Source organism: Methanosphaera sp. ISO3-F5 (genome assembly GCF_034480035.2).
Classification (GTDB): domain Archaea; phylum Methanobacteriota; class Methanobacteria; order Methanobacteriales; family Methanobacteriaceae; genus Methanosphaera.
In genome coordinates this window covers 40,966-54,748 of sequence record NZ_CP118754.2, presented here as the reverse complement: position 1 = coordinate 54,748, position 13,783 = coordinate 40,966, and the positions used below count along the sequence as shown (strand labels likewise).

Sequence of the window (13,783 nt, the reverse complement as noted above, 5' to 3'; positions counted from 1 at the left end):
AATTATATTAAATAGAATACTATGAACAAGAATTTTTCTTCAGTTTTTAATGAAGGTTATATAAATCATTAACATTCGTTTACAAATATTTCAGCTTGTTCAATCCTTTTTAGCAATAATATGTGTAGTATCAAAGGCAGTATAATCTGCTTCTTCTCTTAAATATTAAGTACTTGCAAAGTAAGCATATATTTCCTGATTAAAATTGTCTTTATGTACAAATTCATCATTGAATTTATGCATTAATCCGTTATGTGTTTTTCCAGTAGCAATATCTCTATTTATTAGCAAGGCTTTTGCACATAGAAACATTGCATAATAACAGGTACTAACGGCAGTTGAATATTAATCCATTTCATATAACCCTTTACTTGCTATAAGTTTATTTTCAGCCTTTTAGAAAAAGTCTTCTAATTTCAGACAAGGATAACACCTTCTCTTAATACATTAGATAAAAATGAATAATCTTGTGTTGTGTTAAAATGATAGGTATCCATGATATGAGTTGATATTAATTCATCTTCTTCAATCATAACTCTACCAACCAGTTTTGAAATTTCATTATCCAATTCTTCCCAATAATCTGTAACAATTAGTAAATCTATATCTGATAATTCAGTATCTTCACCACGTGCAACAGATCCAAACAAAATAATAGTTTTAATCTTATCAGATGCTAGACTTTTAGCAAATTTTTGGGCAATCGCAACTCGTTTATTCATAGTTTCACCTATTTAATTATTTATTATAAAATTATTTATATAATTATTTGTTAAATGATTACTAAAACATATTTCCCTTTCATCTAATAGATTTGATGCAAAAGACGATTCATCCCCATATGCACAAGCAAAACCAAAGAAGATGTTCTCACTACTTGGATGAAACCAAACAAATAATACTACAAATAAATGAAAACATTCAAAAATTAGGATTTAATAATATAAACTACATATACATGGATATCATCTATGAATAGAAGACCCTTAACTTCCACATGCTGATAGTAGCCTAAGAGCAGAACTAGTAAACTACCTCCATCAAAGTAGAAGTGCCTGAACTAGAAGAAGTATTGCAACACTTCACAATACCATTCAGATATCCACAAATATACACATACTGGATCAAATATACAATAAATCACCTAACAAGAGACAAACGATTTACCGAAAATAAACAGGTAACTAAAACCATACACAATTAAAAATAAAGAACTAATAATCAACAACCAATGGGGGGGGGAATTCAAAAAACAAATAAGTCATACTCAATAACTCATGAAACTAGCAGGAAAAAATTACTGACTATATTACACAAAGTAAGCATAGACACCAAATGAATAATAAGACTACTAAGAACAATGTACCACAAAACACGACATTGTGCCACAAAAAAAGAATAAAACTGTAGCACACAAAAATAATGTGCTACAAAAATAATGTATCATTTTATATATTCCGTTTTAACCTCTTCAATTTGATCATACAAGAAATCTTCATCAATACCCAATTCACTAAAACGTTTCTTCATATCAGTATGAACACTTAAAAACGAATCAGCATCAACCTTATAACTACCAGTCCTATTAGCATAAGAACCAATCTCATCATTTTTATCTTCAATTAAAGACAAAGCCCTTGAAGCACCCAATTGACCATTTTTATACTGTTCATAAACATTAGCTTGTTCCAACATTGCAGTATACGTTCTATTTTCACTATTCAAACGATTTATCTGAATATCAATGAAATCAACAAACTCCTCTTTAAACACCTTAGATTTCAAATCCTGCAACATCAAAATCTCAGTAGAAGTAGTATTAATCGCGTCAATCTCAAACTGTTTAACATCACCCGTAGAGGGAGAAGTCATGTTCCGTACCACATCACCTGCAGCATCACTCTTATTTTCAATATCACTAATCTCTTTAATTCCATTATAGAATGTTTGCTCCTCATAATAAGAAAATCCGAAATATGCCACGGGAACAATGAAAATAATTAACAAAACTATAATTATCAACTTATTTCTCTTTTCCATAAACTATCACTAAATAACTTTATGTAATTAATAGTATATGATAATATCAAACAAAGATAATGTAATTTATACTAAAAAATCAATTACAACATATACATCAACTACTTTCAAAAAGATAATTTAAATACAAAATATTAAAAGTAGCACAAAAAACAAACGTGCCACAAAAAAACAAACATACCCAAAAAGATTATCACCCAAAACACCAAAATATCCTAAGACACAAAACATCACTAAAAAAAATATTAAAACTCATGAAAAATAAACAAATACATATACATCAAACACATCCAAAAACATAAACTAACAAAAAATAAAAAATAAAAAAGTAGCACAAAAAACAATGTGCTACAAACTAAAAAAAAATTTCTAGTTATGCCCTCAAACTTATTAAACAAATATCCCAGCATGATTAAAAAAATAAAATGAGTTATATCATGAAATCTGAACTTTCTAAAACAAAATCAATACTATGTAAATATATAATAAAACCCATATATAAACCTATCAAAAAATAAGTCATTTAACACATAACCAAATAAACCAGACAAAAAAACAACAATAAAAAAATAATAAAACAGTTTATAACAAAAATAAAAAATTAAAAGAATAAACACAAAATAAGCCCAATTTAATCTTAAAAATAAAAAAAATAAAACTAAAAAATTAAAAAACCCCCATAAATGATAATTAAAGGAAAATAATACCAATACTAACTAAACAACCAATAAAACCATACCCTTAAAATTATTTATTCAATGTAAAAGTTTTTATAAACAAAAAAATAACACTATAAATAATAATAAGAAGGAATAGGGGGCAAATAAGGTGAAAAACCATAAAATAACAAAACTATTATTACTACTTGCTATAACCATAATGCTTCTAGGCATAGTTAATGCAACAAAAATTAATGATAGTAAAATAGAAAATACAAAAATAGTAAAAACCACAAAAAATCCAATAATAGTAAAGACAGAAAACCTTGAAAAAAAAATCAATACAGACAATAACCCAATTACCAATAAAAAACTGAAAGATAATAGTTCTAAAAAACAGATAAATAAAAATTCAATCAACAATCAAACAAAAAAAGAAAAAACATACTCCGGACACGTGGATGTCACAGTTGCTTCAAAAGTAGTTTATAGTAAAAAAACCAACATAGTAGTTAAATTATCCGGTTTCAATCCATATACTGATACAGGATATGTATATTTATATTCAGGTAATGACTTTATTGATTCAAAGAAAGCATCAAAAACTACAAAATTTGGAGTTACCTTCACAGATTATGGAACATGCAAATATGAAGTATATTACTATGGTTCTGACGGAACAGCCATAGATACAGGTGAAATTAAAATTAAACCAAGATATTCTATGACACTAACAGCACCCTCAACAATTAATCCAAATCAAAAAATTAAAGCAACAGTAAAAATCCTAGATAAAAATACAAGAATATCCTCCGGTACGGTCAGAATCAAACTTAATGGAAAAACAATATCAACTAAACACTTCAAAAATGGATTATTAACAATAACATACAAGATGCCCAATAACTCAGGTAACTACAAATTAAAAATGGAATATCTAAAAAATAATAAAGTCATGAAATCAGTGACTAAAAATATAAAAATTAAATATCATAAAAAAGTAGGAAAAACAATATTCGGTGAAAAAATAAATATCCGCCGTAACTGGTTTGGTGAACCAGATTATGAATATCTCGGTACTCATAGAAATATTTATATTCATGAAAGAACCACAGGTAATATATTTAAACGTGTTTTAGTTAGAAATGGAGGATATTATAAATATATTTTATTTAAAAAACATATAACTTAAATCAAATACCACTAAATTTCTATTATCCTCCCTTTTTCTATTTTTACCAATTTTTAGATATAAAAAGTTTTTGAATTATTATCTTTCACATCTTTAATTAAAAGACTTGTATGATTATTTAATTTAGTATCTTCAATATCCCGATTTATTTTCAATATCTCTAATTATTAATTCATTCATAGAATGTTTTTTTCTTCCAAATCATGCAAATAAACAGAAATTTCAAAATAAGCAATAGAAACAGGAATAACTATTAACAATAATTAAGATTAATTTATTTCTCTTTTCAATACATATCCCTAAACTATCTTTTATGTAACTAATTTTATTGAATATTTCTTTATGACATGTCAAAACTCATGAAAATAAACAAGTACATATACATCAAACACATTCAAAAACATAAACTAACAAAATATAAAAAATGAATAGTAGCACAAAAAAATAATGTGCTACAAATTTTAATTAGTAACATAAATTCAATAACATAATAGTTACTAGTCAATATTTGAAAACTTCAAATTCATATGTTTTCTTTTTTAAGAAATTCAAGTATATTCAAATGTATTATACCATTGTGAGAATAATTAATCTGATCAGTAGTAATAATATATTTAGGATAGTTATCTTTAATTTTTTCTAGTGATGTGAATTCACGTTTTCTAATTACAGGATCATTTATACTCTCAGATACTTGAACATAGAACGTTTTACCAGGTCGTTTACATACAAAATCTACTTCTAAATTATTAATTTTTCCTATAGTAATATTGAATTTTCTTTTTATTAATTCCAAGTAAACAATATTCTCCATTAAAAAGCCAGTGTTTCTTTTGTATTCATCATTGAATAGATAATAAAATCCCTGATCTATGCCCATATGATCCAGTAACATAAATATCTGCATCATAATCAACCCTGTAACCATTAATACTTTCTTCCCAATTACTAACTTTATGGACTTCATCAAAGAATAAATAAACTTTTCCATCCACATTCTCTGTTTTTTCATAGACCCACTTATTTAAAGATATACCGTCCTTGATATGATTATATCTATTTGATTCAAAAGAAATATAAATTATATTTTCTTCAGGTATGCCCTCTTTATTTAATTTTTTCATGTATTCTTTGAGAAGGTGTGTTTTACCAGATCGTCTAACTCCTGTTATTATTTTAATTTCTTCCGTATCCCTTAATTTATCTAGTTTATTAAGGTATGTAAATCTTTTAACCATAATCGAACATCCACACATAAGATAATTATATATATTATATAAATATTATATTTATTAAAGTTTTTAAATTGCAACTAATAAAATCCATAAAAATGTGAAGTTTTTTAAATTGAAACAATAAACTTTTATTTTTTAAAAGTTTTTGAATTACAACTAATAAAATATATGATTATAATAGTAATATGTTAAGAATATTTTTTATATCAATAGTAGTTTCATAAAAGATTTTAAATCTTTAAGAACAGATATTAGCCAAATGTTTTTCTGTATGAAAAACTTGTACACCCTATTTTTTAAAAATAATAGAAACTTTATCAACAAAATATTTATATTCCATCCACATATAAATAATTATTAATTACGTATTAAGGTGATTAATTTATGAATATGAAAAAGATAATCATCGCATCCGTATTAGCATTAATGGTACTTGGTTGTGTCAGTACCGTAAGTGCAGGATGGTTTGATTTTTTAAAACAAGAAACAACATTAGACATAAATAGTACATCAAACGGTTCAGTATTTGTAGATCTACAAAGTTCAAACAAATCTGTAGAAAACAAAACAGTATCAGTATTTGTTCAAACTGGTGCAGCAAATAAAACATTCACAGTAAACACCACCAGTGAACCAGTATTAGTATGTGTTTTAGTACCTGGAGAATATAATATTTCTGCTAACTTTACCGGTGACGATAATTATTTAGCAAGTAATGCAACTGCTACTGCACAAGTTACAGAAATCTCTCAAAACACAGTAGATCAGATAGTAACTGATATAAACACTGCATTAACTAAATAAGATTAATTATATTTAGTTTTATTCATTTTTTCACCTCCCCCTTCAACAATATTTTTTTTTAGAATCATACTGATTATATTCCAATTAGAAGTGTATAAACCTTAATAATAAATAAAAACCCCGTACTTCTTCTAAATAAATATATTGATTAAATAAATTCTATCCAAAAAAAAATAGCTGAAAAAAAATGCGTGGGAGAGAAAAAAAATGTTTACTAGGAAACATCCTCATATTCAGTTATTCCCCTAGTACCCGGCCCTTCACTGTTTATAACATCAGAATTATAAATAAACTTATTCTCCTGATTTTCAGTATCAATAGAACCATTATACTTAGTTTCAAACTTGTCACCAGATATTAAGGTCTTAGCATTCACATCATTATAAATAGCCATACCCTTAATATGCTCACCATTCACCCTATTTATGAACTGATTATTTTTAAGTGAAATATTACCTATATTATTATATATAACACCACCCCAAGTGAGGTTAGCATTCACCGTATTATTAAAAGTATTTTCCTCAATATTTGCAGTAGCATTACGATTAAAGATTAATCCACCCTTACTACACGTTTCATTAGTAATATGACCAGTCTGAGTATGAGTATCACAAATAGTATTATTTATAAAATCTAAATGTCCAACTTCATGATATAATAATCCACCCCTAAGTTCACCATTAGTATTATCATTGATGAAAATATTATCCTGAATAGTGATATCAGATTCATAATTATCAATTACTCCTCCACGAATTACTTCCTTAAAGGTTAAATTATTGTTCCGGAAAGTATTATTCACTACCTTAGAGCTAGTGTACATGAAGGAATGTATACATCTACCAGTATTGTTCTCGAAGACATTGTTTTCAATAACATTATTTCCCTTAGATACCATGTATACTACTGAAGTTCTTTCATGATCATTCTTTGCATTTGCATTATTTTGTCTAAAGGTATTGTTCTTAAGTATTAAAGTTCCACCATACTCACCAGTACTCCATATGGCTCCACCAGTCAATTCACAGGTATTGTTAACAAACACTGTGTTAGTAATAGTAGTCTTTCCACGACTGGTAATTGCTCCACCCTTAATGTCTCCATGATTGTTTTCAAAGGTACAGTTATCTATTTTCAAATCAGAACTGGAAACCATACAAATAGCCCCAGATTCATTAGTCTGATTCTTTGTGTTTATTATTCTTAAATTATTAATTTCTAAGTTTCCCTTAACATCCATGAACTGTTTGTTCCCGTTTCCATCAATAGTATGGCCGTTACCATTAATTTTGAAGGATACATCCCTGCTTCCACAATATATTTTTTTCGTGATATTATAATCACCATCTTGTAAGTTAATTACATAGGTTTTCTCGCTTTTTTCTTTTGTTTTATTAGCTATAACCTTTGCTAATTCCTTATAACTATGAACATCAATTGTTTCATCGCCACCAGCGTTGAAGAAATTATTTATATTTGTCATTGTTTCATCTATAGCATCCATTATAGGGTTAGTGCCTGTTTTATCATTATTTGCTTCATCTTTTGCAGAAAATGATGGTAGAATTAAAATTATTAATGACAAAATTACTAACAATGTTAATATATTTCTATATTTCATTTTTAATCCCCCTTAAATCCTTATTTCTTAATTTAAATCTTTCTAAGTATTAAGATATATACTTTTCATATTATTAATGTTCTATCAAATAGTTTATTCATAATTATACTATAATAATAGAAAGAATAAAAGACAAACAGATATATTATAGGAGGATATTAGTTATGTTTGGTGGAAGCGACGAATATGTATTAAGAGAAATATTAGACCATGTGAGTCATATCTGGGATTTACATCGTGACCTGAACCTAAATTATGTAGAACTACAATATGCTAATGATTTAAAAGAATTTGAACTGGGAATTATAGATAAAAATGAATTAAACGAGAGAAGAAAAGGACACTACAGGTCAGTAGAAGAATTACGACAAAGAAGAAACTGAATACAGATAATAATTACGTCATATCATATAAATAGATATATACAAAACAGTAATACACGGACAAAAGATGTATAAGATTGTACACAAAAAAATAGTATATAATACAAAAAAAATAATGGGTGATAAAATTGGTACATTGTAAAATGGTACATGAAATGATAAGAGTATATGACCTAGAACGTTCACTGAAATTCTATGCTGAAGCACTAGGCATGAAAGAATCAAGACGAGTAGAAAAACCAGAAGGAAAATTCACACTAGTATACCTGAAAGATGGAGAATCAGACTTTGAACTAGAACTAACATACAATTATGATCCAGAAAAACCATACGATATAGGAACAGGCTATGGTCACATAGCAGTTTACGTGGATGACCTGGAACAAGCACGAGAAGAACACCTGAAAAAGGGTTATACTGTAGGACCATTCAAAGGATTAACCGAAGGAGTAAAAGAATATTACTTCCTAACAGATCCGGACGGATACCAAATTGAAGTAATGCAAAGAAAATAAAGAATAAAAATAATCCTAACAATACTAATTTTTTTTATATTGTAAAATAAAATCTTATTTTATTTTCATATATTAATTATTTCATATTTTCATATTAACAAAAATTACACAGATAACTATACCTAATTTAACGAAGACAGTAGTGATGGAAGGCTGTTTTTAAATTTTTAATATAAAATTTTAAACAGACTAAAATTTTAGAATATAATAGAAAAAAATGTAGCACAAAGAATAAATGTAGCACATAAATATGTAGCACACATTAACAGGTGTAGCACAAAAAATATAATAAAAATCAATATTATATAATTTTTCACTACCAACGGTAAGGGAAAAATAATTTTGAAGAAAAAAGTGTAGCACAAAACAATAAAGTAGCACAAAATATTAAAAATGTGCTACGAAATATATATGTAGCACACCATTTTTAACCATATTGTAGCACAAAATATAACTGTAGCACAAAAAATAGACAAAAAAATATAATCATAAAAAAACAACACAAAACCAAAATCACCAAACAAATACCCCATTATCAAATACAACCAATACCCAATAACATGAATACTACCTAAATCACAAGTCATTTCAAAGAAAAAACATTAATACATAACGATAATAACATCATAAACAGACATAAATTATTATATAAAACTAAACATTATATATTATAGTATATAAAGAAAATTAGTTGATTAAAATGAATAACAAACATATTAAAACCATTTTATTGTTGTTATTAGTTACAGTAATACTAACCAGTGCAGTAAATGCAACAAAAGTATCCAATGATACAAGCAATACTGATACAACACAAAAAAAAGTAGCACTGAACGATAAAACAATTATAAAAACAGGTAATACTAATATAACACCCAAGAAAGAAGAAGTATCCATAAATAAAGAAAACAAATCCAATAAAAAATATAAAACAGAAAGTAACACATATACTGTAAATTATTTTAAACCACTAAAAAACATATTAACAAGTGACAAGTATGATAATCTAACAATTAACATAAATTCAGACATTAAATTCATTGAATCAATAACACTCAGCGAATCAATATCCCATTTAACTATCAATGGAAACAACAAAAAATTTAACGCATATCATAAACATTCGTTTCTAAATATTTCAAATAAAAGTTGTGTTAATATTAAAAACCTGGAACTCTACAATTATGGCTTTCAACCTGATAGTTTTTATGGAGCATTCTCAAATTATGGTGAATTAATATTAGAAAACGTGACTCTAAAATACAGTAGTCTTTGGATGAATGCAATCATAAATTATGGAAATCTGTCCATTTATGATTCAATATTAGGCAATAACCTGGTCGACGAGGGCATTGGTGGAGCCATCTATAATCATGCTAATTTAACAGTTAATAACACCACATTTATTGATAATCAGGTAACATGGTCTGGCGCAGCAATAGAAAATGAGGGAAATGCAGTAATCAATAATTCAATTTTCAAAAATAACATGGCTCTTGTTAATTTTGGTGGAGCAATTGGAAATCTTAACAACATGTCTATATATAACACAATATTTGACAATAATCAAGTTCCATATGAATATTCAATGGGTGGGGCAATATACAATGAGAAATATTTATACCTATGTAACTGCTCATTTAAGAATAACTGGGCATGGTATGGTGGTGCAATATGCAATACCAAATATTTGGAAATAATTAATTCCACTTTCGAAAAAAATCAGGCATATGAGTCTGGTGGTGCAGTAGACAGTAATAAATTAATATTAGAAAATAATCTTTTTTATCAAAACAGTGCAAAAGATGGTGGTGCAGTATGCACAGCAAACAATATGACAATTACAAATAATACTTTTATAGAAAATAGTGCAAACGAATCCGGAGGAGCAATAGCAGTATTTGGACATAATTACACAAAAAACTCTATTAATTCTAACATTTTCATAAAAAACATTGCACTTAACGGATCAGCAATATACAACAATGCAACAAAAATCAACATCATACAGAACAGATTCATACAAAACAATTTAATAAATTCCACCATAACAAACAATAACATTCTAGTTAATAATACTCCACTTACTTTAGAAAACAATATAAACTTTACAAACACTTACTACCCCGGACAAATAGAAACATTAAAAAATTGTTACATAGCAGACAATATAGTAAATGATAACCAAACAGAAACCAGACTAACAATACCAACATATAAACAAAAACAATACAAACAAAAAGTAACAATCACGGGAAAACTCAAAGACAAAAATGGAAAACTAATCAAAAACGCCACAATACAAATAAAAGTAAACAACAAAACGTTCAACACAAGAACCAATAACGAAGGAATCTATAAATATTTAATTAAAGCATCAATAATAGGTACAAATAACATAACAGTTACCTATAAAGGAAACAAAGATTACCAAAAAACAACAAATAAAACCACATTCAAAGTATCTGCAAGCAAAACCAGACTAACAATACCAACATACAAACAAAAACAATACAAACAAAAAGTAACAATCACAGGAAAACTCAAAGACAATTACAATAACATAATAAAAAATGCAAAAATCAAAATAAAAGTAAACAACAAAATATACAACACCAAAACAGACAACAAAGGAATATACAAAACAATAATCACAGCCAACAAGGTAGGAACAAGTACTGTGACAGTAACATACCAGGGAAACAAGTACTACCAGACAGTTACCAAGAAAACAACATTCAAAACCTTTGCAAGAGCAATAAAAATAACAGTCAACAAGATAAGCACAACCACCAAGGGCAAAACAATAAAAATAACAGGTAAACTAACAGACAACAAGGGAACAATACTCAAAAACACTAAGATAAAAATCAAGATCAACACGAAAACCGTAACAGCTAAAACCAATAATAAAGGAGTATACACTTATAACTATAAAGCAAGCAATAAAGGAAGCATTAAAGTAACAGTAATATACCCTGGAAACAAAAACTACAAGACCAGTAATGCTAAAACCACATTCAAAGTAAAATAAATCCGATTTTAACTAATCTCCCACCCCCATTTTTTTTAACTTATTTTTTTAGAATTTCTATTTAATACATTTCTTCTAAGTAGTTACAACATTATATTCTATAAAGAAATTATTGTAGAAGACATAATTCTAGCCTATAAAAAACACTTAAATGTAGCACAGTTTAACTAATTACACATACACCAATACCGTAAATCAACAATAAAATTATATTAAAAGAAATAATAAACCAATAAATATAGAATAAATAAAATACAAAAGGAGGACCAATAATGATTAACAAAATCAATAAAAAGTTATTCATACTACTAATATTAACGTTACTGCTTGTAGGAATTGCAAGTGCAACAGAAATATCCGCAGATACTACAACACACAATACACAGCCAAGTACAGACACTATGAACATCAAAGAACAAAGCATAACAAAAAACATGGAAACACAAATAAAACAAGATAATAAAGAAATAAAAAAACAAAACACCCTTAACAAGACAACTAAAAAAGCAAGTAAAACAATAAACGTGAACAACTACCAAACACTATACGACACACTAACCAGCGATGAATATGAAACACTAACCCTTAACATAAAATCCAACATAAAACTAACTGAAGACACAATAATAAACGACAAAATTACTAAACTTACAATAAATGGTAATGATAAAACAATATCTGGAAACAAGAAATACCAATTCCTGAATATTCCATCAAGAACCACCGCAACCATAAAAAATCTGAATATAATCAACTGCTATTCACTTGAAGGAGGTGCCATAAGTAATACTGGTAAACTCACCATAACCAAGTGTAACCTAAACAATAATAAAGCAGAATCATCAGGAGGATCCATACACAATAGTGCAACCCTAATCATCAAAGATTCCAAATTACACAATAACAAGGCAAAATATGGTGCTGCAATAATAAATTATGGAAAACTAACCATAACTAACACTAAACTATACAGTAATACAGCAACAGATGGTGGTGCAATAGATAACGAGGAAACAATGACAATCAGTAACAGCCAAATAAACAACAATAAAGCACAAAATGGTGGAGCACTATACAATATTGGAACATTAACAATAAAGGGCACAAACTTTAACAATAACAAGGCAAACAAGTACGGCGGAGCAATAATAGAAAAAACTTATGACACAAATAGGAACATTAAAATATCAGCCAAGTTCACAAACAATACAGCGCCAAGAGGATGAGCAATATTCATAGAGAGCGAAGCACGAACTATTCGAGTAAACAGTAATTTCACCAATAACCATGCCACCTATGGAGGCGCAATATACAACCAAAAATCTAAAGCAAGTATAATAACCGGAACATTCAATTATAACAGTGCTAGTAACAGGTACAATTTTGTATGTGACAAAGGACAAAACACTAAAATAAGTGTCACACCAACAAAATACAAATATAGCAGATACGGCGGAGCAGTATACAACAAAGCAAATAATGTAAATATTAACATTAAATCAAACCAGAAAACAAAGATAGAACAACAAAAAACCAGGATAACAATAAACAACATCCCAACTGTAAACAAGGGAAATACTGTGACAATCACGGGTAAATTCACAGACGAAACAGGAAAAATACTAAAAAACACACAACTAATACTAAACATCAACGGTAAACAATACAAGACAAAAACGGACAATTACGGAAAATACACTTATAAATATAAAACAACAACTCCTGGAACAAACAAAGTAACAGTATCGTACAATGGAAATGTTAACTATATCAGATCATCTGTTCAAAAATCTTTTACAGTAACAGACAAATACAAAGTTGTTACTTTACCAATATATAGAAATCCGGTTACAAAATTCATTAATGGTGACCCATTTTGCACTATTTACGAAACTGAATATGCTCAATATAATCCGGGAGTGTATGCAGAGATTGATGAAAGAGGTCTAGAGTATCCTCCAATTAATAAAATTATTAAAGTGACATTCTATTTCAAAAACAACAGAGGTAACATTATCACCAGAACTGTTAATCCAAAGTATAAAACAGGGGCAGAAACTTCATTGATAAGTGGGTACACGCCATTTAAGGCGGATATTACATACTGTAAAATGAGTGAAACAGAACGATATAACTACTGGTATGGATACTAAAAAAATTCTCTTTTATTATTATTGGTGGAACTGTAATCCACCTTATTACTATTTTTTTTAAGTTAAACACGCTTTGAATATAATTTTTATAGTATATTTTCAGATATTCATACTTTTCTTGAAATCAGGATTTGTTTAATATGT

General features: G+C 27.7%; 13 protein-coding genes and 2 pseudogenes. 9 read left to right on the top strand and 6 right to left on the bottom strand.

Going from position 1 to position 13,783, the window contains the following annotated elements:
• Positions 1-165: 165 nt before the first annotated feature.
• Positions 166-333: pseudogene (locus PXD04_RS22940) on the bottom strand (HEPN domain-containing protein); the annotation flags it as partial.
• Positions 334-416: 83 nt separating this feature from the next.
• Positions 417-722: a nucleotidyltransferase domain-containing protein gene (locus PXD04_RS22935; RefSeq protein ID WP_323737560.1), complete on the bottom strand. Its 306-nt coding sequence runs from the start codon at positions 720-722 to the stop codon at positions 417-419.
• Positions 723-1,051: 329 nt separating this feature from the next.
• On the opposite strand from PXD04_RS22935, the gene PXD04_RS22930 reads away from it, so the two are divergent.
• Positions 1,052-1,204, top strand: coding sequence for a hypothetical protein (locus tag PXD04_RS22930; RefSeq protein WP_323737559.1), 153 nt, complete (start codon positions 1,052-1,054; stop codon positions 1,202-1,204).
• 239 nt (positions 1,205-1,443) lie between these two features.
• Here PXD04_RS22930 and PXD04_RS22925 read toward each other — a convergent pair whose 3' ends face one another.
• Positions 1,444-1,884, bottom strand: coding sequence for a hypothetical protein (locus PXD04_RS22925; protein ID WP_336470738.1), 441 nt, complete (start codon positions 1,882-1,884; stop codon positions 1,444-1,446).
• A 984-nt stretch (positions 1,885-2,868) separates the two neighbouring features.
• Between PXD04_RS22925 and PXD04_RS22920 the strand changes: the two genes are divergently transcribed.
• Positions 2,869-3,891 carry a hypothetical protein gene (locus PXD04_RS22920; protein ID WP_323737557.1) on the top strand — a complete coding sequence of 341 codons (1,023 nt, stop codon included), beginning with the start codon at positions 2,869-2,871 and terminating at the stop codon, positions 3,889-3,891.
• 523 nt (positions 3,892-4,414) lie between these two features.
• On the opposite strand, the gene PXD04_RS22915 is transcribed toward PXD04_RS22920, so the two are convergent.
• Both PXD04_RS22915 and PXD04_RS22910 read right to left on the bottom strand, forming a co-directional pair.
• Positions 4,415-4,687, bottom strand: a complete 273-nt coding sequence (locus PXD04_RS22915; RefSeq protein WP_323737556.1) for an ATP-binding protein — start codon at positions 4,685-4,687, stop codon at positions 4,415-4,417.
• Between the two features lie 46 nt (positions 4,688-4,733).
• Entirely contained in the window at positions 4,734-5,129 is a 396-nt protein-coding gene (locus PXD04_RS22910; protein WP_323737555.1) for an AAA family ATPase, read from the bottom strand.
• 381 nt (positions 5,130-5,510) lie between these two features.
• Between PXD04_RS22910 and PXD04_RS22905 the strand changes: the two genes are divergently transcribed.
• Positions 5,511-5,930 carry a hypothetical protein gene (locus PXD04_RS22905; RefSeq protein WP_323737554.1) on the top strand — a complete coding sequence of 140 codons (420 nt, stop codon included), beginning with the start codon at positions 5,511-5,513 and terminating at the stop codon, positions 5,928-5,930.
• Positions 5,931-6,144: 214 nt separating this feature from the next.
• Here PXD04_RS22905 and PXD04_RS22900 read toward each other — a convergent pair whose 3' ends face one another.
• Entirely contained in the window at positions 6,145-7,554 is a 1,410-nt protein-coding gene (locus PXD04_RS22900; RefSeq protein WP_323737553.1) for a right-handed parallel beta-helix repeat-containing protein, read from the bottom strand.
• A 164-nt stretch (positions 7,555-7,718) separates the two neighbouring features.
• Between PXD04_RS22900 and PXD04_RS22895 the strand changes: the two genes are divergently transcribed.
• The 6 genes and pseudogenes from PXD04_RS22895 (at position 7,719) to PXD04_RS23505 (ending at position 13,639) form a co-directional block, all read left to right on the top strand.
• On the top strand, positions 7,719-7,937 hold the full coding sequence (locus tag PXD04_RS22895; protein WP_323737552.1) for a hypothetical protein: 219 nt from the start codon (positions 7,719-7,721) through the stop codon (positions 7,935-7,937).
• 143 nt (positions 7,938-8,080) lie between these two features.
• The gene (locus PXD04_RS22890) at positions 8,081-8,452 is read left to right on the top strand and encodes a VOC family protein (protein ID WP_323737637.1); all 372 of its coding nucleotides are present in this window, start codon (positions 8,081-8,083) and stop codon (positions 8,450-8,452) included.
• Between the two features lie 700 nt (positions 8,453-9,152).
• Entirely contained in the window at positions 9,153-11,486 is a 2,334-nt protein-coding gene (locus PXD04_RS22885; RefSeq protein WP_323737551.1) for an Ig-like domain repeat protein, read from the top strand.
• A gap of 272 nt (positions 11,487-11,758) precedes the next feature.
• Entirely contained in the window at positions 11,759-12,712 is a 954-nt protein-coding gene (locus PXD04_RS22880) for a hypothetical protein (protein ID WP_323737550.1), read from the top strand.
• A gap of 3 nt (positions 12,713-12,715) precedes the next feature.
• Positions 12,716-12,805: pseudogene (locus tag PXD04_RS23510) on the top strand (hypothetical protein); the annotation flags it as partial.
• A gap of 261 nt (positions 12,806-13,066) precedes the next feature.
• Positions 13,067-13,639, top strand: a complete 573-nt coding sequence (locus PXD04_RS23505; RefSeq protein ID WP_409988296.1) for a hypothetical protein — start codon at positions 13,067-13,069, stop codon at positions 13,637-13,639.
• The last annotated feature ends 144 nt before the right edge of the window (positions 13,640-13,783 follow it).